Below are 25,192 nucleotides of genomic sequence, written 5' to 3'. Positions count from 1 at the left end.
TTCTCAAATTGTTGGAAGTCAGTACCCTAGAACAGCCCCCAGAACTGACCGCCCGTGGTGGTCTTGAGCCGAATCCACTCGCTGTCGTACAGGTCCAGAATGTTCTGGGGCAGGCCGGCGTAGCTCTCGCACTTGGCCATAATGTCAGCGTCAGGATAGGCGTAGGGGTCGTCGGCAATCTCCGGGTCCAGTTCCTCGCGGACGGACAGAAGGGGAGAGGAGTACCAGATGGCCTCGCAGTTCTTCAGCCCGGCCTGGGTGGAGCACATGTAGTTGATGAAGGCCTCGGCGTTGGCCTTGTTGGGCGCGTCCTTCAGGATGCACATGGCGTCCACGTAGATGTTGGTGCCCTCCTCGGGGATATAGAAGCCCAAATCCGGGTTGTTCTCGTACATGGTGAGGTAGTCGCCGTAGTAGTAGGTGCCCACGTAGGCGTTGGCGCCCTCCAGCTTCTGAAAGATGTCATCCATCACATAGGCCTGGACGATGGGCCACTGCTCCACCAGCAGGTCCACGGCCTGGCGGACCTGGGCTTCGTCGGTAGTGTTGTAGGAGTAGCCCAGACGCTTGAGGGCAATGCCGATGGCGTCCCGGGAGTTGTCAATCATGAGGATGTCGCCAGCGTACTTCTCGTTCCACAGCAGGTCCCAGCTGCCAAGGTCCTCTTCATCCACCGCCTTGGTGTTGTAGATGACCCCCATCAGGCCCCACATGTAGGGGACGGAGTAGAGGTTCTCCGGGTCATAGGCGGGATTTTTCAGTGCCGGGTCGATGTCGGCGAAGTTGGGGATGTTATCGAAGTTGAGGGGGGCCAGCAGGTCCTCCTCAATCAGGCGGGCCACCATGTAGTCGGAGGGTATTACCACATCGTAGTTGGCGCCGCCGCCGGCGATTTTGGAGTACATGGTCTCGTTGCTGTCGTACATCTGGTAGTTGACCTTGATGCCGGTGGCGGCCTCAAAGTCCTTGAGCACGGACTCGTCAATATACTCGCCCCAGTTGTACACGTTGACCACGTTGGAGCTGGTGTCGCCGCCCAGGGAATCCCGGCTGTAGACGCATCCGGTGAGCAGCCCGGCGGTGAGGGACAGAACCATGGCCATGGCAAACAGTTTTTTCACTTTGGTTCCATTCTCCTTTCTGCGCGCTGCTCAGTGCTCAGCGGGCTCACGGCCCACGTTTTCGGCCGTGATATCCATGATGCTCTCGGGGGCCATGGGCGCCTGGCCCAGGGCCTTCCGGCGGCCGGACGCCTTGGCGTCCTGACGGGCCTGACGCAGGTTGATGACCACCAGCAGCACCAGAACCGCCACAAACATCAGGGTGGACAGGGCGTTGATTTCAGGGCTCACCCGGCGGCGGACCATGGAGTACACCACCATGGACAGGGTGGATTCCTGGCTGCCGGCGGTGAAGTAGCTGATGACAAAGTCGTCGATGCTCATGGTAAAGGCGATGAGGGCGCCGTTGACCACGCCGGGCATGATCTCAGGCAGCACCACCTTGCGGAAGGCATACAGACTGGTGGCGCCCAGGTCCTGGGCGGCCTCAGCGATGTTGGGGTCCAGCTGCCGCAGCTTGGGCATCACCGACAGGATGACGTAGGGAATGTCAAAGGTGATGTGGGCGATGAGCAGGGTGCCGAAGCCCAGGTTGAAGCCCAGGTCAAACCACAGGTTTGCCTCAATGACCCAGTCCAGGCTGTTGAGCCAGCCGGACAGGGAGGCGAGCATCTGACCGGCAAAGACAAAGAGCAGCATCATGGACACGCCGGTGATGATATCCGCGTTGGTCAGGGGGATGTTGTTGATGCCCAGGAAAATGCCCCGGGGCCGCCGCTTCATGTTGTAGAAGCCGATGGCCGCGGCGGTGCCCACCACGGTGGCGATGAGGGTGGCCAGGAAGGAGACCAGCAGGGTGGTCCGCAGGGCGCTGAGCACCGTGTCGTTCTGGAAGAGCTGGACATACCAGTCCAGGGTGAAGCCGCCCCACACGGCGTTGCTCTTGGAGTCGTTGAAGGAGAACACGATGAGCACGAAGATGGGGGCGTAGAGGAAGAGGAACACCAGCAGGATAAACAGCCGGGAGAGAGGTCCGTTTCGCTTCACAGCAGCACCGCCTCCCCCTCACCCTCGCCGAAGCGGTTCATGACGCCCATGCAGATGAGGACAATCACCATCATCACCAGGGAGATGGCGCTGCCCAGATGGGGGTTGTAGGCCGAGCCCAGGAACTGCATCTCAATGAGGTCGCCCAGCAGCAGGGTCTTGCCGCCGCCCAGGAGACGGGAGATGACAAAGGTGGACACCGAGGGGATGAACACCATGGTGACGCCGGAGAGTACCCCGGGCAGGGACAGGGGGAAGGTGACCCGGCGGAACACGGTTACACTGTCGGCGCCCAGGTCCTGGGCGGCCTCGATGACCTTGGGGTCAATCTTCTCAATGACCGAGTAGATGGGCAGCACCATGAAGGGCAGGAAGTTGTACACCATACCCAGCACCACCGCGCCGGAGGTGTTGATGATGTCCAGCCTGGGCAGGCCGATGGCGGAGAGCAGGTTGTTGAAGAAGCCGTTGCGCTCCAGCAGGAACACCCAGGAGTAGGTCCGCAGGAGGAAGTTCATCCACATGGGCAGCATGATGAGCAGCATGGCCATGCTCCGCAGCCGGCCCCGCTCTCTGGCCAGCAGGTAGGCCAGGGGGTATCCCACCAGGATGCACACAATGGTGGCCACAAAGGCCAGCAGGAAGGAGCGGCCGAACACACCGGCATACTGCCCCAGGGTGTTGAAGTGGTCCAGGGTGACGGTCCAGTCCCGGGTGGTGAAGGCGTACACCACCACCACAATCAGGGGCGCCACCACGAAAACAGCCATCCAGACCACATAGGGGATGGCGATACCCTTACTCTTCATCGCCGCCCTCCGGAGTGTCCTCGTTGAGCTCGTCGTACTCCTCGCTGTAAGAGCTGTAATCGCCGAACATGCCGGAGTAGCGGCTCTTCTTCATGACGTGGAATCCGTCGGGGTCTATTTTTACGCCGATGCGGGAGCCCACAGGGGAGAAGTCGGTGGTCTGAATCAGCCACTTGAAGCCCCGGAAGTCCACGATGATATCGTAGTGCATACCCTTGAAGGTGACCTCAGTGACGGTGCCGGTGAGCTGGCCCTGCTCCACGGGGACGATGTCGATGTCCTCCGGGCGGATGACCACGTCCACCGGCTCGTTGGGGGCAAAGCCGCTGTCCAGGCAGGGGAACTTCTTGCCGTACATGCCCACCACCTTGTCCTCGTGCATGATGCCGTCGATGATGTTGCTCTCACCGATGAAGTCGGCCACAAAGGCGTTCTTGGGCTCGTTGTAGATGTCCTCGGGTGTGCCGATCTGCTGGATGTTGCCCTTGTCCATGACCACCACCGTGTCCGACATGGTGAGGGCCTCTTCCTGGTCGTGGGTAACGTAGATAAAGGTGATGCCCACCTGCTGCTGAATCCGCTTGAGCTCAATCTGCATGTCCTTGCGCAGCTTCAGGTCCAGGGCGCCCAGGGGCTCGTCCAGCAGCAGAACCTGGGGCCGGTTGACAATGGCGCGGGCGATGGCCACACGCTGCTGCTGACCGCCGGACAGGGCGTTGACCGACCGTTTGCCGTATCCGGCCAGGTTCACCAGAGCCAGGGCTTCCTCCACCCGGGTGCGAATCTCCGGCTCGGGCACCTTGGCGATGCGCAGGCCAAAGGCCACGTTTTCGAAGATGTTCATGTGGGTGAACAGGGCGTACTTCTGGAAGACGGTGTTGACCTTCCGCTTGTGAGGCGGCACATCGTTGATGCGCACGCCGTCAAAGAACACGTCTCCCGAGGTGGGCTTCTGAAAGCCGCCGATGATACGCAGGGTCGTGGTCTTGCCGCAGCCGGAGGGACCCAGCAGCGTGAGGAACTCCTTGTCATTGATATAAAGGTTAAGGTGGTCCAGAATGATGTCGTCGTCATACTTCACGACGCAGTCCGACAGGCGGATTAACTCCTTGGACATGTATCCTCCCCCATTTCTCTCTAATTTAGCGGAAACCGCAAAAAAAGACGCACCCCACACGGTTGGACCGGGCACGTCCTTTCAGACGTGATAATCATATATTCTCCCCATGGGAAAGTCAATAAAAAACCGCAAAGTTTTACAGGATTCTCACCCGGAAAATGGAGAAAAAGCGCGCCCGGCGGAAAAAGACGGAGAAGAGCTCCGCCTAATTCCGCCAGGCGCACGGAAAAACGGTTAAAATCGGGAAAAACAGGAAATTATCCCGTCACAGTCCGGGAAAGTATTCATCCACAAAATCCACATGCTCCACCGTGAAGGTTCTGCCCTTCAGAGGATTGAGGATGCCCGCGTCGGTGGGGAAGGAGAAGGTCAGTTTGTAGGAGTAGAGGGCCTGGCCGTTGGTGCGGCCGAAGCGGCGGTTGTCCCGCTCCCGGCCGTACTTGCCGTCGCCCAGCAGGGGATGCCCGGCATCGGCGAACTGGGCGCGGATCTGGTGAGTGCGGCCGGTGAGCAGCTCACACTCCACCAGGGACAGGCCGTTGCCCACCTTCAGGGTCTTGTATACGGTGAGGGCGGTTCTGCCGTCGGGCACGGGATGATGGTACACCGTCACCTGCTTCTTGACCTCGTCCTTTACCAGAAAGCCCTCCAGCCTGCCCTCAGGCGGGTTCATCTTGCCCAGGACCACCGCAAGGTAGAACTTGTCGATCTCCCGGTCCTTGATCTTCTGGTTCATAATCCGCAGGGTCTCCGCGTTCTTGGCGGCGATGACAATGCCGCCGGTGTTGCGGTCAATCCGATTGCAAAGGGCAGGGGCAAAGGAGTTCTCCTTATAAGGGCTCCACTCTTTCTTTTGATAGAGGTAGGCCTGGATGTGGGTGATGAGGGTGTTGACCCGCTCCGTCTCGTCGGGGTGGACCACGATGCCGGGCTGCTTGTCCACCAGTAGCAGGTTCTCGTCCTCATAGACAATGTTCAGCCGGGGCTTGAACACAGAGAGAAAGGCATTTTCCAAAGTGGGGGTATCAAAAAACTCGTCATTGATGTATAATTGGAGAAAGTCCCCCTCCTGGAGGCGGTAGTCCCGGGCGGAGCCCTTGCCGTTGACCTTGACCCGCTTGAGCCGGATGTACTTCTGGGCCAGGGGAGCGGGGAGGAGGGGGAGCGTCTTGCCCAGCCAGCGGTCCAGCCGCTGTCCTGCGTCGTTCTTTTTTATGGTAAATTCCTTCATAAATCATCTTCTCCGGTGTGGCCGACCAAAAACACGGCCTGTTTTTGTGCCTGCAAAGGGTGAAAAACGGGGAAATCAGAACACCTTTACAGCTGCTCGGGTTATTCTATCACATTTTAAGAAAAATTTGAAGAAAGTATTTGACAATAGCCGAGGTTTTTATTATAATACCATCTGTGTCATTGTGCGAGGTGTACCATGCGTTTAAATCTGCGTAAGATTATCCCGGCGCCCGGCGCAAGCATTCCGTTCGACTTCCAGATGGACCTGTCCGACCTGGAGTGGAACGGGGAGCGGCCCGCGGCACATCCCATTCATGTCAGCGGTACCGTCCGGAACATGGCCGGCGCCCTCTTCCTGGAAGGGGAGGCGGACACAGTTCTGGAGCTGCGGTGCGACCGCTGCCTGAAGGCCTTTTCCCGCGAAACCCGGATTCCTCTGGAAGCTCTTCTGGCCACTGAGCTGGCAGATGAGGAGAACGAGGATGACATCGTCCTGCTGGACGGGGACGAGGTGGATGTGGGTGAGATTGCGCGGACAGCGTTCATTCTCGCCATGGATACCAAGCATCTCTGCTCAGAGGATTGCAAAGGCCTTTGCGCCAAATGCGGCGCGAACCTCAACAACGGCCCCTGCGGGTGCAAGCCCGAGGTTGACCCGCGTCTGGCCAAGCTGGCCCAGTTACTGGACCAGCCTGAGTAAGTAATTCGTGCCCGCCCGGGCATTAGCCTAAGGAGGTGTCACCATGGCGGTTCCTAAGAGTAAAGTATCCAAGCAGCGTCGGAATAAGCGTCGCAGCTCCGTTTGGAAGCTGGAGACCCCCAATACCACGACCTGCCCCAAGTGCGGCGCGTTTCGTCTGCCTCACCGGATGTGCAAGTCCTGCCTGACCTACAATGGTCATGAGATGGGCAAGGCTCAGGCCGAGGCTGCGAAGTAAAACCGAACAGCAGAAAAAGAAGAGGGGGAAACCCCTCTTTCTTTTTGCATAGAAATCGGGTACAATAAAAACAGTATGTCTCCGGGACTCCGGAGGCGGAATATATGCAGGAAGAGAGCAACGACATGAGCCTTACCGTAATTCGCTCCGTGGACCCGGGCAGCCCGGCCCAGGACGCGGGCATCCGTCCCGGGGAGACCCTGACCAAGGTCAATGGCCATCCCATCGTGGACGTGATGGACTACAAGTACTATACCTACGACGCCCGGCTGGAGCTCACCCTCACTGAGCCCGGCGGAAGCAGCCGCACCGTGCGGGTGCGCAAGGAAGAGGGGGAGGACCTGGGCCTCAACTTTGAGACCTATCTGATGGACAAGGCCCGCTCCTGCGCCAACAACTGCATCTTCTGCTTTGTGGACCAGATGCCGCCGGGCATGCGGGAGACCCTCTATTTCAAGGACGATGACGCCCGGCTCTCCTTCCTGATGGGCAACTACATCACCCTGACCAACCTGTCGGAGCGGGAGCAGCAGCGGATTATGGACCTGCACATCTCGCCCATCAACATCTCGGTCCACGCCACTGACCCGGTCCTGCGCACCGAGATGCTGAAGAACCGGAATGCGGGGAAGTGCCTGGACCAGATGAAGCGGTTTGCCCAGGCTGGTATCACCATGAACTGCCAGATCGTCTCCTGTCCCGGCATTAATGACGGTCCGGCCCTGGAGCGCACCCTCACCGACCTGGCCGGGCTCTATCCCCAGGTGAACAGCATCTCGGTGGTGCCTGTGGGCCTGACCAAATTCCGGGAGGGCCTGTGCCATCTGGACGGCTACACGGCGGTGACCGCCGCAGCGGTGCTGGACCAGGTGGAGGCCTTTGCCAGGGCGTGCATGGACAAGCTGGGCACATCCCTGGTCTGGTGTTCCGATGAGTTCTATTTGAAGGCGGGCCGCCCCCTGCCTGAGGACGAGTACTATGAGGAGTACACCCAGCTGGAGAACGGCGTGGGCATGCTCCGTCTGCTGGAAGTGGAGTTCCGGGGCGCCATGTTCGCCTTGGAAGGGGACGAGACCCCGCCGCCCTTCTCCGTGGCCACCGGCGTGTCCGCAGCGCCCCACATCGCCGCTCTGCTGGAGAAGCTCCAGGCCCGCTGTCCCGGCGTGCGCGGCGCGGTCTATCCGGTGGTAAACCGCTTCTTCGGCGAGACCATCAATGTGGCCGGTCTGGTCACCGGCCGTGACCTGATAGACCAGCTGAAGGGGAAGGACCTGGGGGAGCGGCTGCTCATCCCGGCCAACATGCTCCGCTCCGGCGAGCAGGTGTTCCTGGACGACGTGACGGTGGCTCAGGCGGAGGAAGCGCTGGGCGTGTCCATCGTCCCGGTGGAGCAGGACGGCGGCGTTCTGCTGGACACCATGCTGGGCCTGGACAGCCCCGAGCCTCAGCCCGGCCCCACGCTGGGCGGCGGCGAGGAGTTCTACTGCTATAACCCCGGCGCCGGAAGATAAACCGATTGATTGACAGGGAAGATGACCTTACAGTCGTTGCCCCTGAGAGAGGTGTGATATTTGATGAAGCCCCTGGTAGCAATTGTGGGCCGGCCCAACGTAGGCAAGTCCATGCTCTTCAACCGACTGGTAGGTCAGCGGCTGTCCATTGTGGAGGACACCCCGGGCGTCACCAGAGACCGGATTTACGCCGAGTGTGAGTGGCGGAACCGGAAGTTCGACATTGTGGACACCGGCGGTATTGAGCCCAATACCGACAGTGAAATTCTCAGCTTCATGCGGGAGCAGGCCGAGATCGCCATCCGCAACGCCGACGTGACCGTCTTTGTCTGCGACATCAAGAGCGGTCTCACCGCCTCCGACCAGGAGGTGGCCAACATGCTGCTACGGTCCGGCAAGCCCGTTGTGCTGGCGGTCAACAAGATGGACCAGGTGGGTATGACCAACCCGGACATCTATGAGTTCTACAACCTGGGCCTGGGCGACCCCATCGCGGTCTCCGCCGTCCACGGCCACGGCACCGGCGATCTGCTGGACGCCTGCTTCCAGTACTTCCCCCCGGAGGGCGAAGTGGAGGAGCAGGATGACGTGATTAAGGTTGCCGTCATCGGCAAGCCCAACGTGGGCAAGTCCTCCCTCATCAACCGGATTCTGGGCGAGGAGCGGGTGATTGTCTCCAACATGGCGGGCACCACCCGGGACGCCATCGACAGCTACTATGAGAACGCCAAAGGCAAGTATATCCTCATCGACACGGCGGGTATGCGCAAGAAGTCCAAGGTGGACGACCGGATCGAGAAGTTCTCGGTGCTCCGGGCCACCATGGCCATTGAGCGGTGCGATGTGTGCCTCATCATGATTGACGCCCAGGAGGGCGTCACTGAGCAGGACACCAAGGTGGCCGGTCTGGCCCATGAGGCGGGTAAGGCCTGCATCATCGTGGTCAACAAGTGGGACGCCATTGAGAAGGACGACAAGACCATGGACAAGATGCGCCTGGACGTCCGCCGCGACCTGGCCTACATGACCTACGCGCCTATTCTCTTCATCTCCGCTAAGACCGGCCAGCGGGTGGAGCGGCTCTTTGAGCTCATCAACTACGTCAACGACCAGGCCTCCCTGCGTATCACCACCGGCATGCTGAACACCGTCCTGGCCGACGCCACCGCCCGTGTCCAGCCGCCCACGGACAAGGGCCGCCGGTTGAAGATCTACTATATGACCCAGGTGGGCATCAAGCCGCCCCACTTCGTTGTGTTCTGCAACGACGCTCAGCTGTTCCACTTCTCCTATCAGCGCTATATCGAGAACCAGATTCGAAATACCTTCGGCCTGGAGGGCACCCCTGTGGTGCTGACCGTGCGACAGAAGGGCGATAAGGAGGACTGACGAGATGAATGTGGATCTTCTCGCGAAGATTGGCCCTGGGTTTGTGCTCCCGGCTCTGGTGGTTGCGGTGGTCGCCTATTTCTGCGGCTGCTTCAACGGCGCGGTTATCGTCTCCAAGTATATCCTGCGGGACGATGTCCGCAAGCACGGCAGCGGCAACGCCGGCCTGACCAACTTCTACCGCACCTTCGGCGGCCCTCTGACCCTGGTGGTCATCCTCACCGATGTGCTCAAGGCCATTGTAGCCGTGTGGGTGGGCATTCTGGTTGCCAAGTATTTTGTGCTCGATGACGCGCTGGTTATCGCCTTGGGCAAGTACTGGGCGGGTACCTTCTGCCTGATTGGGCATATGTTCCCCTGCATGTTCCAGTTCAAGGGCGGCAAGGGCATCCTCTCCGGCGGCACCATCGCCATCATGATGGACTGGCGTGTGGCGCTGGTGGTGTGGGGCGGCTTCCTGGTGCTGGCTATCATCACCAAGTGGGTGTCTCTCGGCTCCTGCTGGGCGGGCCTGTCCTTCCCCTTTGTGAGCTGGTTCGTCTATCAGGATGTTGTTATCCTGCTGCTGGCCATCGTCTGCGGCGGCCTGATTCTCTGGAAGCACCGGGGCAATATCAAGCGCATCCTCAAGGGTGAGGAGTCCAAGTTCAGCTTTCATCATAAAAAATAGCGCTCTGCGCTATTTTGTGCGCATACGGGCACAATGCGCCCGTGCGCTGAAATTTGAAGTCCATGCGCGGCGGAGCACGCCATATGGACTTTTTTATCGATTACCAAAGGCAAGCGATAAAAAAGTCCTGACAGCGGAAAGAATATGCCTGACAGCGCCCGTGGGCCACGCCGGCGGAGCGCCCATCAAGGAGGTCATTGAAAATGAAAATTTCTGTTCTGGGTTCCGGCGGCTGGGGCACTGCTCTGGCCATGGTCCTGCTGGAGAACGGCCATGACGTTACCCTCTGGTCCTACAACGAGGCTGAATCCAAGGTGCTGCGAGAGACGGGTGAGAACCCCATGCTCAAGGGTGTGGCGCTGCCCGAGGCTCTGAAGTTCACCAGCGATATGGCCTGCGTCAAGGGCTGCGGCGCAGTGGTTCTGGCAACGCCCTCCTTTGCCGTCCGCGAGACCGCCCGGAAGCTGTCTGCCCTGCTCGACCCGGAGACCATCCTCATCTCCGTCTCCAAGGGCATTGAGAAGGATACCTCTCTCACGCTGACCCAGGTCATTGAGTCCGAGGTAGGGGAGAAGTTCAAGATTGTGGCCCTCTCCGGTCCCTCCCACGCCGAGGAGGTGGGCCGGCATGTGCCCACCACCGTGGTGGCGGCTTCCCGGGACCAGGCGGCGGCCGAGCTGGTGCAGGACCTGTTTATGAATCCCCGCTTCCGTGTGTACGCCTCCGACGACGTGGTGGGCGTGGAGCTGGCCGCAGCGCTGAAGAACGTCATCGCACTCTCGGCCGGCGTATGCGATGGTATGGGCTTCGGTGACAACACCAAGGCCGCTTTGATGACCCGGGGCCTGACCGAAATTGCACGCCTGGGCGAGGCGCTGGGCGGCCGGAAGGAGACCTTTGCCGGCCTGGCCGGTGTGGGCGACCTGATTGTCACCTGCACCTCCATGCATTCCCGCAACCGCCGCTGCGGCATCCTCATTGGCAAGGGCACTCCGGTGCCCGAGGCGGTGAAGGAGATTGGCGCTGTGGTGGAGGGCTACTACGCTGCCGCCACCGCCAAGGCTCTGGCGGACAAGACCGGCGTGGAGATGCCCATCACCGAGGCAGCCTACCAGGTTCTCTACCACGGCAAGGACCCCAGAGCGGTCATCACCGAGCTGATGACCCGAGCCAAGAAGCACGAGATCGAGGAGAGTTGGGTGTAAAGTTCTTTGGCTTGCATAACAGCGGGGCCGGAATGTTCCGGCCCCGCTGTTATTTTGCTGCCTGTTCCGGCTCCTCGCGCGTCACGGCAATCAGGGCCAGATTATCACCTAGAGTGGTAAAAAAAGCGGCTGCCAGAGCCAAATCCCTGTCCGAGAGCCCGCGTGCCAGCTGAACAGAGAGCAGAGACGTGAGAACAGGCAGCAGTTCGCCGGAGGAACGATAGCACTTTGACAAGGCGGTGCCTCCTCTCTCATATCATTCTACGCGCAGGCCGAAGAAAGGCGCCAAAAAAGCGATATGTGTCCGGGTATATACCCGGACACATATCGCTTTTAGACTTACAGGTCATGCTGTCCTGTGAGACGCTGGATAAAAAGCTGGATGTCGCCGCTGGCGATAACGTCACGGGATCGGTCCAACAGCTGCCGCTGCTCATCGGGGGAGAGCTCGGAAAAACAGGACATCTCCCCGCCGTCACCTGCGGACAGTGAGCCCAGATTCCAGGGCAGTCCGGCGATGGGGTTAAAAATATCCATTGTCACAGCTCCTTTCAAAACCGTGTCAGAGTTATCATTCCCCGGTGGTCTGCAAATTATCAATATTCTGTTTGTTTGAACAATAGAAAGATGTAAAGCTATTTTACATTACAGAAATTAAAAAGAAATGAGACATGTTTTGCGTAGGAAGCACAAAATATCAAATAACAACAGAAAAGAAAGGCGACAAGTAAAATAGCTTGTCACCTTTCTTTTTCGGCCCGTCCCTGATCTGACCTTTTTTTATGGAGCAGACCGATATAATAGGGTCTGCTGAGCGATTCAAAGAGGGGGTATGACATGACAGTCGTATACATAGACTCGCTCTTCCTGCTCAACTTTTTGGTCAACTATCTGCTGCTGCTGGCGGCGGCCCGGCTGTCCGGCGCAGTCATTCGCCGTCCGTCTCTGGCAATGGGGGCAGCTTTGGGCGGCGGATATGCCGCAGCGGTCTTTCTGCCCGGCATGGACTTTCTGCTCCATCCGCTGTGCAAGATAGGTGCGGCTGTGCTCATGTTGCTGTGCGCCTTTGGTAACAGCAGGCGGCTGCTTCGGACGGGGTTGATTTTTTTCGCGGTGGCGGCGGCCTTTGGCGGCGGAATTTTTGCCATCGAGCTGCTGGGCGGCAGAGGGCTGAGCCTGAAAAACGGCATTTTCTACTCCACCATGGATTTAAAGCTGATTCTCCTGTCCGCAGCGGGCTGCTACGTGGTCATCAGCCTGGTGCTGCGCCGGACGGGAGGACACACAGCCAAGCGGGAACTGGTACCCGCAGTGGTGACGCTGGGAGAACGGAAGACCATGCTGACCGCCCTTGTGGATACGGGCAACACCCTCACCGATCCGGCTACCAATCGGCCTGTCATGGTGGCGGAGGGGGAGAAGCTGTTCAGCCTCTTTCCGGCGGATGCAGCTCCCGGACCGACCGAGCTGTCAGACCCGGTGTCCGCCCTGGAGCATATGGCAGATGGTCCGCTGCGTGGCCGCTGCCGTCTGCTGCCCTACCAGGCGGTGGGGGTGGAGTGCGGCATGCTCCTGGCTGTCCGGATGGACCGGGTCCAGGTGGGGACGGAGGATTACGGAGGCATTTTGGTGGCGCTGTCGCCCAACCGCCTGTCGGACGGCGGGGGATACAGCGCCCTGATTGGGGCCTGATGGCCTAAAACAGAGAGGGAGGATGGAGTATGACAGGATGGAAGCTGCGCTGGTACGTCCGTATTCAGCGTATCCTGGCCCGGCTGGGGGTAAAGCTGCCGGGGAAAATCATGTACATCGGGGGAAGTGACACCCTGCCGCCGCCCCTCTCCAAAGGGGAGGAGGCGGAGCTCATTGCTAGGCTGGACGAGGGGGAGGAGACGGTCAAATCCCAGCTCATTGAGCGGAACCTGCGGCTAGTGGTGTACATTGCCCGGCGGTTTGAGAACACCGGCGTGGGCATTGAGGACCTGATCTCTATCGGTACCATCGGGCTCATCAAGGCCATCAACACCTACAAGCCTGCCAAGAACATCAAGCTGGCCACCTACGCCTCCCGGTGCATTGAAAACGAGATTCTGATGCACCTGCGAAAGACCTCCTGCCTGAAGAGCGAGGTATCTTTTGACGAGCCGCTGAATACCGACTGGGACGGAAACGAGCTGCTGCTTTCCGACATTCTGGGCACCGAGAACGACGTGGTAATGAAGCCCATCGAGGACGATGTGGACCGCCAGCTGCTGCTGGAGGCCATGGAAAAGCTGGACGGACGGGAGAAGCAGATTATTACCATGCGCTTCGGTCTGGACGGCAGGCCGGAGCGCACTCAGAAGGAGGTTGCCGACCTGCTGGGCATCTCCCAGTCCTACATCTCAAGGCTGGAGAAGCGGATCATCTCCCGGCTGAAGAAGGAGATTCTGAAGATGCTGTAACAGCCCGAGGCCCTGCTACAAACGCAGGGCCTCGGGCTGTTGTAAAGGGCTTAGGAACCGGAGTAGAAGTCGCACCAGGGGCGCAGGGTGCAGTTTGCGCACTCGGGTCCACGGGCCATGCAGACCGCACGGCCGTGGAGCACCAGCCGGTGGCAGAAGTCGTTGGACTCCTCAGGCGGCAGGACCTGCCGCAATTGAGTCTCCACCTTGGCTGGGTCCTTGGTGCCGTCGGTCAGGCCCAGACGGCCGGAGAGGCGGATGCAGTGGGTGTCCGCCACCACCACGCCGGGCTTGTGGTACACATCGCCCAGAATCAGGTTGGCGGTCTTGCGGCCCACGCCGGGCAGACGGAGCAGGTCCTCCATGGTGTCGGGCACCACGCCGCCGTATTCGTCCAGCAGCATCCGGGAGGCGGCTACAATGTCCCGTGCCTTGGCCCGGAAGAAGCCGGTGGAGTGGATCAGCTCCTCCACCTCGCTGATGTCGGCATTGGCCAGGGCCTCCAGGGTGGGGAAACGGCCGTAGAGGCCAGGGGTCACCTTGTTCACCCGCTCATCAGTGCACTGGGCGGCCAGACGGGTGGCAAAGAGGAGCTCGTGGGGCTTCTGGTAATCCAGGGAACAGATGGCCTCGGGATAGAGCTTTTTCAGCTCCTCCACAATAGCCAGAACGTCCTGTTCAGACTTCATCACTTTATCACCTCAAAGACATTTCAGCTTAATTTGTACGCCGGAAAAAGAAGATTGTAATTGCAGCATTGATTCGCTATAATAACCCATATGGGATTTGGACAGATGTCCCCTGCGGTGTGCCGTAGCCGGCGTCTGACGGCCCTCTGTACCGCCTTGAGGCGGAGGAGGTGTGTCCCGATTCAACGAAAAAACAGGGGGAGATCGTCATGGTAAAGGATATCATGGAATTTCTGGCCGCGCAAGACCCGGAAGTTGGGGCTGCCGTCCGGTCTGAGTATGACCGTCAGCGGAGAAACATCGAGCTCATCGCCTCCGAGAACTTTGTGAGCGAGGCGGTGCTGGCCGCGGCGGCCACGGTACTCACCAACAAGTACGCCGAGGGTTATCCCGGCAAGCGGTACTACGGCGGCTGCCAGTGCGTGGATGTGGTGGAGAACATCGCCCGGGAGCGGGCCTGCAAGCTCTTTGGTGCAGACCACGCCAATGTTCAGCCTCACAGCGGCGCCAACGCCAACTACGCGGTCTACCAGGCTCTGTGCAATCTGGGCGACACGGTCCTGGGTATGGACCTGTCAAACGGCGGCCACCTGACCCACGGCTCTCCCGTCAACTTCTCCGGCAAGAACTATAACATCGTGGCCTACGGCATCAACGACCAGGGCTACATCGACTACGACCAGGTCCGGGACATGGCCAAGAAGCACAAGCCCAAGATGATTCTGGCCGGCGCTTCCGCCTATCCCCGCTTCATCGACTACAAGACCTTTGCGGAAATCGCCCATGAGGTGGGTGCCTATCTCTTTGTAGACATGGCCCACGTGGCCGGTCTGGTGGCCACCGGCCTCCATCCCAACCCCGTGCCCTACGCCGACGTGGTGTCCACCACCACCCACAAGACCCTCCGGGGTCCCCGCGGCGGCATGATCCTCTGCAAGGAGGAGCTGGCCAAGAAGATTGACTCCGCCATCTTCCCCGGCAGCCAGGGCGGCCCTCTGGAGCATATCATCGCTGCCAAGGCGGTGGCTCTGGGCGAGGCCATGAAGCCCGAGTTCAAGGCCTATCAGGAGCAGGTGCTCCGCAACGCCAAGGCCATGGCCGCGTCCCTGATGGAGTCCGGTTTTGACCTGGTCTCCGGCGGCACGGACAACCACATGATGCTGGTGGACCTGCGCAAGGCGGGCGTCACCGGCAAGGAGCTGGAGCACCGGCTGGACGAGGTGAACATCACTGTCAACAAGAACGCCATTCCCAACGACCCGGAGAAGCCTTTTGTCACCAGCGGCATCCGGGTGGGCGTGCCCGCCGCCACCACCAGAGGCTTCGATGAGGAGGACATGAAGGTGGTGGGTGGCCTCATCTGGCAGGCCGCCACCGACTTTGAGGCTCAGGCCGACGCCATCCGTGCCAAGGTGGCCGAGCTGACCGCCAAGCACCCCCTGTATGACTGAGAACGTATAACAGAGCCGCCCGGAGTACCTCCGGGCGGCTTTCTTCATATATCCAGGATCACCGGCCCGGTAGTCCACTCCAGCCCGCAGGGGCGGGGCAGGGGGGAGCAAAGGGCATACAGATCGGTGCAGCGTGCCTCCAGCTCAAAGAGCTGCCGGGCAGGCTCGGGCATGCGCCGGGCGTGGGTGCTCTTCACCAGCACCGGTAGGGCCGCCTTCTCCCGCATCTCCCGGAGCAGCGCCTGCCCCCGGCGGTTGAAGCCCAATACCCGCAGATAAGGCGGGGCGGCGGGGCGGTCGGCGGCGGTCAGACCCAGAAAAGCCCACAGCACCAGCCGACGGATTCTGGCGTGGGTATACCGCTTGGTCTTGGCGGCGGCGCAGAATTCCTCGATGGAGCAGTTGGTTCTGGCCGCCTCTGTCAGCCGACGGGGCAGACCCTCGGCGGCGCCGCTGTCGGGCAGAGCAGCAAAATCGTCTTCGCTCATGGCCCGCAGCTTTGCAAGCACCGCCCGCTCACACTGCTCCAGCCCGGCAGGACAGCGGCCCTGTTCTGCCTCTTGTAAGAGGTGAGACGTGGTGGAAGGCGGGAGGTAACACCCGGCCTCTTCCCACCGGCTGTCCTTCAGCATGGCCCGAATGGCAGAGGCCGAGGCAAAGCCGTCAGCCGGAGCGGCGGCGTCATGTCCGGCGCCCACCCTGGCCACGGCCAAAGGTGTGACAGGGGAGCGGAGCAGCTTCAGCGCCTTCAGATACTCCACGGCTAGGTTGTTGTTTGGGGTGCCCAGGCAGCTGGCCTGAGAGCCGATGAGTTTTTCTGCCGCCGCCTGCCGGGCCACGGGGAAAGACACGCCACGGCCCAGCTCCTCTCGGAGCAGTTCCCGGTGGGCGTCGGTGAGCAGGCAGTCCGCCGCAGCAGACAGGGAAGCGGCATCCCCGCTCTCACAGCCGAAGGACAGCACGTCCACCACGCCGGAGGCGGTCAGCAGGGCCACCGCCCCCTGGGCGAAGGCCTCCGCTGATGCGGCCGCCCACACGGTGGGCAGCTCCAGCACCAGGTCGGCGCCGCCCCGCAGGGCGCACTCTGCCCGCCGCCATTTGTCCATGACGGCTGCCTGACCCCGCTGGACAAAGTTCCCGCTCATCACGCAGACGATGCCGGCGTCACCGCCCAGAAGCCGCCTGGTTTCGGCAATATGCCAGCCATGTCCCAGGTGAAAAGGGTTATATTCCGCCACAATACCGGCAACCTGCATGAATTTCCCTCCGAAATAAAGAATTCTTCAATTTGATGCAAAAAAGGTGTTGTCCTTTTGGGACAAAGGGGATAAAATAGAATATGCTTATTCTACTACGGAATCATCCTGCCCGCAAGGCGGAGAACGATTTGCAAAAGGAGAGACAAGTTACATGAAGGTACTCGTCATCAACGCAGGAAGCTCTTCCCTGAAATATCAGCTGATGGATCCCGCTACCCGGGACGTGCTGGCCAAGGGCCTGTGCGAGCGTATCGGCATCGACGGCCGCCTGACCCACAAGGTGCCCGCCAAGGACCAGAAGTTTGAGGCTGAGATCGCCATGCCCACCCACGCCGAGGCCATTGAGGCTGTTCTGCAGGCTCTGACTGACAGCGACCACGGTGTCATCGCCAGCATGGACGAGATCGACGCTGTGGGCCACCGCGTGCTGCACGGCGGCATGGCCTTTACCGAGAGCTGCATCATTGATGACGCCTGCATCGAGGCCATCAAGGAGTGCATCCCCCTGGGCCCCCTGCACAACCCCGCCAACCTGATGGGCATCGAGGCCTGCCAGAAGGTAATGCCCACCAAGCCCCAGGTCGCCGTATTCGACACCGCCTTCCACATGACCATGCCCGAGAAGGCCTTCACCTATGCCATCCCCTATGAGTATTATGAGAAGGACAAGGTCCGCCGCTACGGTTTCCACGGTACCTCTCACCGCTATGTCTCCGCCCGTGCCGCCGCTCTCATGGGCCGCGACCCCAAGGGCCTGAAGCTCATCTCCTGCCACCTGGGCAACGGCTCCTCTCTGGCCGCCATCGTGGACGGCAAGTGCGTGGACACCACCATGGGCCTTGGCCCTCTGGCCGGTGTTCCCATGGGCACCCGTGCCGGCGATATGGACGCCACTATCCTGGAGTACCTGATGGGCCGCTATGGCTATGACATCAAGGAGATGCTCACCATTCTCAACAAGAAGTCCGGTGTGCTGGGCATTTCCGGCGTGTCCTCCGACTTCCGTGACCTGGAGACCGCCGCTGCCGAGGGCAACCACCGCGCCCGTCTGGCTCTGGACGTGTTCTACTATGACGTGAAGAAGTTCATCGGCGCCTACGCCGCCGCCATGGGCGGTGTGGACGGCATCATCTTCACCGCCGGCGTGGGCGAGAACGCCGCTGGCACCCGCATGGCCATCGCCTCCGGCCTGGAGTATATGGGCGTGAAGATGGACGAGGAGAAGAACAACACCCGCGGCAAGGAGGCCATTATCTCCGCCGACGATTCCAAGGTGACCGTCATGGTCATCCCCACCGACGAGGAGCTCATGATCGCCTCCGACACCGCCGAGATCGTCTCCAAGCTGTAAGAAAAAGTAAGATTTTCATCAAAACTGCCAGGGGCGGAACCGTTTAACGGTTCCGCCCCTGATATTTTTGCACAAATTTTCGGATACTTTCATACATTTGAGGATTTCAGTCCGGCGCGTTGGGTGCTATAATACAGATACCCCTGGGAGTTCGTCAAAATAAAAAGAAAAGAGGAAAAAGCATGAAGAAACACCGCTCATATCTCCGTAAGGCTCTGGCGGGGACTCTGTCCGCCGCCATGTTGCTGGGCTGCGTCGGCATGACGGCCATGGCAGCAGAGGCAGAGACCTTCACCCTGGGCATCTACTCCACCACCGACATGCACGGAAAATGCTACGACCTCAACCCCATTGACGGCAAGAAGGTCAAGAACAGCTACCTCAAGGTGGCCACCGCCATGAAGGAAGAGCGGGCGGCCATGGACGGTACCATCCTCATCGACAACGGCGACATCATCCAGGGCAGCTCCATCATCAGCTATAACATGAACATGGAGGGCGGCGTGGACAACCCCATGGCCATCTGCTTGCGGTACATCGGCTACGATGCCTTTGTTCCCGGCAACCATGAGTTCAACTTCGACATGGAGACCCAGCAGATTTTCTACGACATGCTGGCCGACACCACCGGCAAGTACGCCGGTACCCCGGTGGACGCCCTCTGTGCCAACTACATCAACATCGCCACCCAGGAGCCCAACCTGAAGCCTTACAAGGTCATGACCTTTGACGTGGGCGGCAAGGAGTTCAAAGTGGGTATCCTGGGCTTTGAGAACGTGAACGTGCCCAACTGGGACCTGCCCACTCACTACGAGGGCTCCGACTTTGTCCACAAGGACAACACCGACCGGACCTATGCCTACGAGTGGACCAACTACTGGCAGAAGGCCATGCGGGAAGAGGAGGGCTGTGACTTCGTCATCGTCGCCAGCCACTCCGGCGAGGACAGCGGCCTGGTGGGCGCCGGTGACGGCGACGCCGTGGAGACCGGCAAGACCGATTTCTCTCCTGAGAACCAGGTCCGCCACCTGGTGGAGAACACCACCGGCATCGACGTGGTCATCGCCGGCCACAACCACAAGGTGGGCGTCACCGAGATGAAGAACGCCGACGGCAAGACCGTACCCTGCGTCAACGGCGGCACCTCCACTCTGACCAAGACCACCGTCACCATCGCCGCCGACGGCACCTTCACCATCGGCGAGAGCGAGAACATGGACCTGACCGCCTATGAGAACGACGCCGGTCTGAAGGCCCTCATGCAGCCCTATTACGACCGGACCCTGCCCTTCATCACTGAGCAGATCGGCACCCTGTCCGGCAAGTGGGACGATGAGACCGACCTGTTCCACGTTCAGAGCGACACCATGAACCTGGTCCATGAGGCTCAGCTGTGGGCCACCGGCGCCGATCTGTCCCTGGCCTCTCCCGTGGCCAACAAGGACTTCTGCATCGGCCAGCTGCTAAACGGCGCTGAGACCGCCCCCATCAGCCTGAAGGACTGCTACTCCTTCTACAAGTACGACAACAACCTGATCTACATGATCCAGATGACCGGCAAGCAGCTGAAGGACTGGCTGGAGGACTGCACCAAGGACTACACCGTGGAGTCCGACGGCACCATTACCGGCGGCGGCTTCGGCACCGACCAGCTCTACGGCATTGATTACGACATCTACATGGGCAACCCCGAGGGCAGCCGGGTGGTCAACATGACCTATCAGGGCAAGCCGGTCACCGACGACCAGACCTTCAAGGTGGCCCTCAACTCCTACCGTCTGTCCGCCAACGCCGCCGGCGACGAGTTCGGCTGGTATGCCGTCACCGGCATCACCATGGGCACCGACGCCGTGCTGTGGGACGGCTCCGTCTCCGAGGAGTTCGGCTCCATCGGCGGATCTGTCACCCTGGTCATCGCCGAGTACATCAAGGCCATGACCGCCGAGGGCAAGACCATCGCGCCCCCCGAGGCCCGCAGCCACTGGACCCTCAACGCCGGCACCTCCGCCGTGACCCGTCAGGACTTTGTGGAGCAGCTGTATGAGGCCGTGGTGGGAATGGAGTCCGTCCAGGTCTCTCCCGCGGCCTTCACCGACGTGGACGACTGCTTCGCCGTGGACTGGGCTGCCGACAAGGGCATCATCAGCGGCAACGGCGCCGGCCAGTTCCTGCCTGACCAGGCCATCACCCGTGAGCAGGCGGCCGTTATGCTGCTCAACGCCGCCAAGGCGCTGAACAAGGGGCCCCAGGGCGCCTGGGCTGTCATGATTCCTTATGCCGACGCGTCCTCCATCTCCACCTGGGCGTCTGAGGGCGTCATGTGGAACGTCATCCAGCAGGACATCCCCGTGGGGGAGGACAACCTCTTCCAGCCTCAGGGCACCCTGACCGTCGATGAGGCGGCGGCCATCATCTCCGCGTTTCTTACGGCGTAATCCCACATACTCACCGGAACCCCGGGGCACCTGCGTGCCCCGGGGTTCCGCTTTTTTGGACACAGATGGGGAAATGAGCCTTTACGAAAAATCGAACACCTGTTACAATAAAAGAAGATTATGATAAAAGGAGGCCGAGGATATGGCATACCGGCCTTTGGCAGATGAGATTCGTCCGGAGAGTCTGGACGATGTGGTGGGACAGCGGCATATTCTGGGGGAGGGTGGACTGCTCCGCCGTATCATTGAGAGCGGAAAAATCCCCAACCTGGTCTTTTACGGGCCCTCGGGCACGGGCAAAACCACGGTGGCCAACATTATCGCCAAGCGCTCCGGCCGGGCTCTGCGGCGCATCAACGCCACCACCGGGTCCCTCTCCGACATCAAGGACGTGATTGCCGACGTGGGCACCATGCTGGCCCCCAACGGTATCCTGCTGTACCTGGATGAGATCCAGTATTTTAACAAGAAGCAGCAGCAGTCCCTGCTGGAGGTCATCGAGAAGGGGGATGTCACTCTGGTGGCCTCCACCACCGAAAACCCCTATTTCTACGTGTACAACGCGGTACTCAGCCGCTCCACGGTCTTTGAGTTCAAGCCGGTGACTGCCGAGGATGTGCTGCCCGCCGTGAACCGGGGCATCGCCATCATGGAGCAGCGGCTGGGGGAGCAGGCGGTCTGTGAGGACGGGGTGCGGGAGCACATCGCCTCAGCCTGCGGCGGTGACGTGCGCAAGGCCATGAACGCGGTGGAGCTGCTGCTCAATTCCGCCCGCAGGAAGGACGGCGTGCTCACCGTGACCCTGGAGGACGCCAGAGCTGTGGCCCAGCGGTCGGCCATGCGGTACGACAGGGAAGGGGACGACCACTACGACATTGTCTCCGCCCTGCAGAAGTCGGTGCGGGGCTCCGACCCGGATGCGGCTCTCCACTATCTGGCCCGGCTGCTGGAGGCCGGGGACCTGGTCTCTGCCTGCCGCCGGATGATGGTCATGGCCTGCGAAGACGTGGGGCTGGCCTACCCCCAGATTATCCCCATCGTGAAGAGCTGCATTGACGCGGCCAACATGCTGGGCCTGCCCGAGGCCCGGATTCCCCTGGCCGACGCGGTGGTATTGATGGCTACATCCCCCAAGTCCAACTCCGCCTACATGGGCATGAACCGGGCCATGGCGGATATCCGGGCGGGGAAGACGGGGGACATTCCCCGCCACCTCCAGAACGTCCACGCCGATTCCTCCGGCATGGAGCGGGAACAGGGGTATCTCTATCCCCATGACTACCCCCATCACTATGTAAAGCAGCAGTACTTGCCGGATAAGCTGGCGGGGACAGTCTATTATGAGTACGGCGAAAACAAAACCGAGCAGGCCGCCAGGCGCTACTGGGATGAAATCAAGGGAGACTGATGGCAATGAAAACAGGACTGGTATTGGAAGGCGGAGCGTTCCGGACGATTTTTTCCAGCGGAGCCTGTGATGGGCTGCTGGCGGCGGACATCATGCCGGACTACTGTGTGGGCGTCTCGGCGGGCATCGCCTACGGCGTCAGCTATATCTCGAAGCAGAGCGGGCGCAATCTGGAGATTCTCACACGCTACGCCAACGACAAGCGGTACATGGGCGTGAAGAACGTCTTGCGGCCGGGCAACCACCGGTGCTATTTCGGGCTGCAGTTCACCTATGACACCATCCCCAATGAGCTGATTCCCTTTGACTACGAGACCTTTGCCGCCTTTCCAGGCGAGGTGGAGGCGGTGGTCACCAATATGGACACCGGCAAGGCGGAGTACCTTCCGGTTCCCAGGCAGGACGACCACTTTGAGCTGCTCCAGGCCACCTGTGCGCTGCCGTTCCTGTTTCCGGTCTACCACATCAACGGCAAGCCCTATATGGACGGCGGCACGGCGGACGCCATTCCCTATGATCGGGCGGTGGAGAAGGGCTGCGACCGCATTGTGGTAATCCTTACCCGGGAGCGGTCCTATATCCGCAAGCAGGAGTCCCTCCAGCCGCTGATTGACCGCTGCTACCGCAAGTACCCCAAGTTCTGTGATGCTATGCGCCGTCGGGCGGACGACTACAACGCCTGCCGTGGACGGCTGTTCCGTCTGGAGCGGGAGGGGAAGGTGCTCATCATCGCCCCCAAATGCACCAGGGGCTTTTCCCGCACGGAGCGGGATGTGGAAAAAATCAAAGCACTTTACCAGGACGGATACCAGCAGGCAGTAGCCCGACGGGAGGAGATCCGGGCCTTCCTGAAGGGCTGAGAAGAGGACAGGGCAGAGGGGGGCCCTGTCCTTCTTTTATGGACAAATCGCCCGAAATGTGTCTTGACTTCCCATGGTAGTATGGTATCCTTTACCTGAGTGTCAACATTTTGACGTTTTCACTCAGAAATAATCAGGAGGTAGATACTGTGAAAGGAAAGAAGCTCATCTCTCTTGCGCTCTCCCTGACCATGGTGCTCTCTCTGGCCGCCTGCGGCAGCGGAGAGACCCAGCCCAGCAGTGAGCCGTCTGGCAGCGCCGCCCTCTACACGGCCGGTACATACAGTGCCGAGGCACAGGGCATGGAGAGCACGGTCAAGGTGACCGTGACCGTCAGTGAGTCCGCCATCACCGACGTGACCATTGACGTGTCCGGCGAGACCGCCGGCTACGGCGCGGACATCGGCGATGCCATGAAGGAGGCTGTTATGGAGGCCCAGTCCGCTGAGGTGGACGGCGTCTCCGGCGCCACCATCACCAGCGACGCAGTCAAGGCCGCTGTACAGAAGTGCCTGGACCAGGCCATGGGCAAGGAGGACACCGCCTCCGAAGGCTATGAGCCCGGCACCTACACCGCCACGGTTGCCGGTCACAACGGCGACATGACCGTGGAGGTTACCTTTGATGAGACCAGCATCACTGATGTGAAGGTCACCGACCACAAGGAGACCTACGGTCTGGGCTACGGCCTGAGCACCTCTCCCGTGGAGGCGCTGCCTGCTGCCATCGTGGAGAGCCAGTCCCTGGCCGTGGACTCCGTGGCAAGCGCCACTGTTACCAGCGCCGCCATCAAGCAGGCTGTGGCCGACTGCGCCACCCAGGCCGGCGGCGACGCAGAGGCTCTGAAGTCCGCTCCCGTGGACCGTCCCGCTCCCGCTGACGAGACCTACGACGTGGACGTGGTTGTGGTCGGCGCCGGCGCTGCCGGACTGGCCGCAGCCAACACCGCCCTGGAGGCGGGCGCCAATGTGCTGATTCTGGAGAAGGTGGGCGTCACCGGCGGCTCCACCACCCGCAGCGGCGGCAAGATTCTGGGCGCCGGAACCCCCTGGCAGGAGGCCCAGGACTTCGAGGACACCCCTGAGATGATGTATGAGTACCTGATGAGCTTCGATCGGGATGGCATCATGGACGAGGATCTGGTGTGGGCCTTCTGTGAGAACTCTGCTGAGAACATCCAGTGGCTGGTGGACCGGGGCGTGAAGATTCAGGACGTGGAGCCCATCCACAGCTCCCTGACTCCCTGGCGGGTTCACAACGTGGAGGGCGGCGGCGGCCAGACCAGCGGCCACGGCGGCCAGTTCTGCGTGCCCCTGACCAACGCCTATGAGGAGGCCGGCGGCAAGATTATCTATAACTGCCGTGCCAACGAGCTGCTCACCGATGAGAGCGGCGCGGTTGTGGGCGTGAAGGGTGAGAAGTCCGACGGCAGCATCGTCACGGTCAACGCTCCGGCCGTGATTCTGGCCACCGGCGGCTATGCCCACAACGAGGAAATGATGGCCAAGTACAGCGACTTCCTGCCCACCAATGTCTATTCCGGCGTACCCATGACCAACGTGGGCGACGGCATCGAGATGGCCACCGCAGTGGGTGCCAAGAACTTTGACGCCCCCGGCCTCCAGCTGGTCTATGTGAGCTACGACTGCTACTGCGGCATCAACGAGGAGTCCGGCCTCATCGTCAGCGAGGACGGCAACCGTGTGGTCAACGAGTGGTCCTACCAGTCCCATGTGGCCCAGGCTCTGGCCGACGCGGACAGCACCTGCGGCTACTACATCACCGCCTCTAAGGACGGTCAGTGCGTGGAGCCCTATCCCACTCTGGCCGGTGGTATCCAGATTGAGTCCGTGCCCCACGCCTCCACCATTGAGGAGCTGGCCGGTCTCATCGGCGTGGACGCCGCAGCCCTCCAGGCCACGGTGGAACGGTACAACGAGCTGTGCGCCAAGGGCAGCGACGACGACTTCGGCAAGCCCGCCGAGTACATGATCCCTGTGGAGGGTGACACCTATTACGCCTTCCGCATGACCCCCGGTTCCTCCGTTACCTTCGGCGGCCTCCAGATCGACACTGGAGCTCACGTGCTGGACACCAACGACCAGCCCATTCCCGGCCTCTACGCCGCCGGCGAGGTGGCCTTCACCGGCCTGTTCGACGCCGAGTACCCCTGCTGCGGCATGGCTATCGGCTCCGCCATTTACTACGGCCGCGTGGCCGCCGCCAATGCGGTGGCCGGTCAGTAATCTGCAATCCGTCTATTGTTACAGCCCCCGGCGCAGAAATGCGCCGGGGGCTGTGCACATATGAGG

Annotated in this window: 23 protein-coding genes; 14 read left to right on the top strand and 9 right to left on the bottom strand. The window is 60.8% G+C overall.

What is annotated here, in order from left to right; translation table 11 throughout:
- Positions 1–26: 26 nt before the first annotated feature.
- The 5 genes from ACOX7T_RS01005 to ACOX7T_RS00985 form a co-directional block, all read right to left on the bottom strand.
- On the bottom strand, positions 27–1,121 hold the full coding sequence (locus ACOX7T_RS01005; RefSeq protein ID WP_433438973.1) for an ABC transporter substrate-binding protein: 1,095 nt from the start codon (positions 1,119–1,121) through the stop codon (positions 27–29).
- A gap of 30 nt (positions 1,122–1,151) precedes the next feature.
- Positions 1,152–2,108 carry an ABC transporter permease gene (locus tag ACOX7T_RS01000; RefSeq protein WP_006572662.1) on the bottom strand — a complete coding sequence of 319 codons (957 nt, stop codon included), beginning with the start codon at positions 2,106–2,108 and terminating at the stop codon, positions 1,152–1,154.
- Positions 2,105–2,917 (bottom strand): ABC transporter permease, encoded by an 813-nt coding sequence (locus ACOX7T_RS00995; RefSeq protein ID WP_433438970.1) that lies wholly within the window; start codon positions 2,915–2,917, stop codon positions 2,105–2,107. The genes ACOX7T_RS01000 and ACOX7T_RS00995 overlap by 4 nt, the downstream gene beginning before the upstream one ends.
- Entirely contained in the window at positions 2,907–4,034 is a 1,128-nt protein-coding gene (locus ACOX7T_RS00990; RefSeq protein WP_433438968.1) for an ABC transporter ATP-binding protein, read from the bottom strand. Before ACOX7T_RS00990 ends, ACOX7T_RS00995 begins: the two co-directional genes overlap by 11 nt.
- Before the next feature lie 268 nt (positions 4,035–4,302).
- Positions 4,303–5,268, bottom strand: a complete 966-nt coding sequence (locus ACOX7T_RS00985; RefSeq protein ID WP_006572658.1) for an RluA family pseudouridine synthase — start codon at positions 5,266–5,268, stop codon at positions 4,303–4,305.
- A gap of 198 nt (positions 5,269–5,466) precedes the next feature.
- Here ACOX7T_RS00985 and ACOX7T_RS00980 point away from each other — a divergent pair, with 198 nt between their 5' ends.
- The 6 genes from ACOX7T_RS00980 to ACOX7T_RS00955 all read left to right on the top strand — a co-directional run bounded on the left by ACOX7T_RS00980 (position 5,467) and on the right by ACOX7T_RS00955 (position 10,983).
- On the top strand, positions 5,467–5,970 hold the full coding sequence (locus tag ACOX7T_RS00980; RefSeq protein WP_433438966.1) for a YceD family protein: 504 nt from the start codon (positions 5,467–5,469) through the stop codon (positions 5,968–5,970).
- Positions 5,971–6,013: 43 nt separating this feature from the next.
- The gene (gene rpmF, locus ACOX7T_RS00975) at positions 6,014–6,208 is read left to right on the top strand and encodes a 50S ribosomal protein L32 (protein ID WP_040646773.1); all 195 of its coding nucleotides are present in this window, start codon (positions 6,014–6,016) and stop codon (positions 6,206–6,208) included.
- A 104-nt stretch (positions 6,209–6,312) separates the two neighbouring features.
- A complete protein-coding gene (locus tag ACOX7T_RS00970) occupies positions 6,313–7,719 on the top strand; it encodes a DUF512 domain-containing protein (RefSeq protein WP_433438964.1) in 1,407 nt (468 codons plus the stop codon).
- Between the two features lie 63 nt (positions 7,720–7,782).
- Positions 7,783–9,108 (top strand): ribosome biogenesis GTPase Der, encoded by a 1,326-nt coding sequence (gene der, locus ACOX7T_RS00965; RefSeq protein WP_433438962.1) that lies wholly within the window; start codon positions 7,783–7,785, stop codon positions 9,106–9,108.
- Between the two features lie 4 nt (positions 9,109–9,112).
- The gene (locus ACOX7T_RS00960; protein ID WP_433438960.1) at positions 9,113–9,778 is read left to right on the top strand and encodes a glycerol-3-phosphate acyltransferase; all 666 of its coding nucleotides are present in this window, start codon (positions 9,113–9,115) and stop codon (positions 9,776–9,778) included.
- Between the two features lie 203 nt (positions 9,779–9,981).
- Positions 9,982–10,983, top strand: a complete 1,002-nt coding sequence (locus tag ACOX7T_RS00955) for an NAD(P)H-dependent glycerol-3-phosphate dehydrogenase (RefSeq protein WP_433438958.1) — start codon at positions 9,982–9,984, stop codon at positions 10,981–10,983.
- A 49-nt stretch (positions 10,984–11,032) separates the two neighbouring features.
- Here the strand turns inward: ACOX7T_RS00955 and ACOX7T_RS00950 are convergent, their stop codons facing one another.
- Both ACOX7T_RS00950 and ACOX7T_RS00945 read right to left on the bottom strand, forming a co-directional pair.
- The gene (locus tag ACOX7T_RS00950; RefSeq protein WP_433438956.1) at positions 11,033–11,218 is read right to left on the bottom strand and encodes a DUF6774 domain-containing protein; all 186 of its coding nucleotides are present in this window, start codon (positions 11,216–11,218) and stop codon (positions 11,033–11,035) included.
- A 104-nt stretch (positions 11,219–11,322) separates the two neighbouring features.
- The gene (locus tag ACOX7T_RS00945; RefSeq protein ID WP_433438955.1) at positions 11,323–11,520 is read right to left on the bottom strand and encodes a hypothetical protein; all 198 of its coding nucleotides are present in this window, start codon (positions 11,518–11,520) and stop codon (positions 11,323–11,325) included.
- Positions 11,521–11,820: 300 nt separating this feature from the next.
- Here ACOX7T_RS00945 and ACOX7T_RS00940 point away from each other — a divergent pair, with 300 nt between their 5' ends.
- Together ACOX7T_RS00940 and sigE are read left to right on the top strand one after the other, a co-directional pair.
- Positions 11,821–12,675, top strand: coding sequence for a sigma-E processing peptidase SpoIIGA (locus ACOX7T_RS00940; protein ID WP_433438953.1), 855 nt, complete (start codon positions 11,821–11,823; stop codon positions 12,673–12,675).
- 29 nt (positions 12,676–12,704) lie between these two features.
- Entirely contained in the window at positions 12,705–13,427 is a 723-nt protein-coding gene (gene sigE, locus ACOX7T_RS00935) for an RNA polymerase sporulation sigma factor SigE (protein ID WP_148318327.1), read from the top strand.
- A 50-nt stretch (positions 13,428–13,477) separates the two neighbouring features.
- Here sigE and nth read toward each other — a convergent pair whose 3' ends face one another.
- The gene (gene nth / locus ACOX7T_RS00930) at positions 13,478–14,116 is read right to left on the bottom strand and encodes an endonuclease III (RefSeq protein WP_277216179.1); all 639 of its coding nucleotides are present in this window, start codon (positions 14,114–14,116) and stop codon (positions 13,478–13,480) included.
- A gap of 209 nt (positions 14,117–14,325) precedes the next feature.
- On the opposite strand from nth, the gene glyA reads away from it, so the two are divergent.
- On the top strand, positions 14,326–15,567 hold the full coding sequence (gene glyA, locus ACOX7T_RS00925) for a serine hydroxymethyltransferase (RefSeq protein WP_433438950.1): 1,242 nt from the start codon (positions 14,326–14,328) through the stop codon (positions 15,565–15,567).
- 44 nt (positions 15,568–15,611) lie between these two features.
- On the opposite strand, the gene ACOX7T_RS00920 is transcribed toward glyA, so the two are convergent.
- Complete coding sequence (locus ACOX7T_RS00920; RefSeq protein ID WP_433438948.1) at positions 15,612–16,823, bottom strand: tRNA(Met) cytidine acetate ligase; 1,212 nt, start codon at positions 16,821–16,823, stop codon at positions 15,612–15,614.
- Between the two features lie 154 nt (positions 16,824–16,977).
- Between ACOX7T_RS00920 and ACOX7T_RS00915 the strand changes: the two genes are divergently transcribed.
- From ACOX7T_RS00915 to ACOX7T_RS00895, 5 genes are all read left to right on the top strand, one after another.
- On the top strand, positions 16,978–18,177 hold the full coding sequence (locus ACOX7T_RS00915; RefSeq protein ID WP_433438946.1) for an acetate/propionate family kinase: 1,200 nt from the start codon (positions 16,978–16,980) through the stop codon (positions 18,175–18,177).
- Between the two features lie 182 nt (positions 18,178–18,359).
- Complete coding sequence (locus tag ACOX7T_RS00910) at positions 18,360–20,612, top strand: 5'-nucleotidase C-terminal domain-containing protein (protein ID WP_433438944.1); 2,253 nt, start codon at positions 18,360–18,362, stop codon at positions 20,610–20,612.
- Positions 20,613–20,754: 142 nt separating this feature from the next.
- On the top strand, positions 20,755–22,020 hold the full coding sequence (locus ACOX7T_RS00905) for a replication-associated recombination protein A (protein WP_433438942.1): 1,266 nt from the start codon (positions 20,755–20,757) through the stop codon (positions 22,018–22,020).
- 5 nt (positions 22,021–22,025) lie between these two features.
- Entirely contained in the window at positions 22,026–22,880 is an 855-nt protein-coding gene (locus ACOX7T_RS00900; RefSeq protein ID WP_433438941.1) for a patatin-like phospholipase family protein, read from the top strand.
- Between the two features lie 149 nt (positions 22,881–23,029).
- Entirely contained in the window at positions 23,030–25,126 is a 2,097-nt protein-coding gene (locus ACOX7T_RS00895) for an FAD-dependent oxidoreductase (RefSeq protein ID WP_433438939.1), read from the top strand.
- The last annotated feature ends 66 nt before the right edge of the window (positions 25,127–25,192 follow it).

Source organism: Pseudoflavonifractor sp. (assembly GCF_050943825.1).
In the GTDB taxonomy this organism is placed as follows: Bacteria; Bacillota; Clostridia; order Oscillospirales; family Oscillospiraceae; genus Pseudoflavonifractor.
This window is presented reverse-complemented; position numbering and strand designations above follow the sequence as displayed.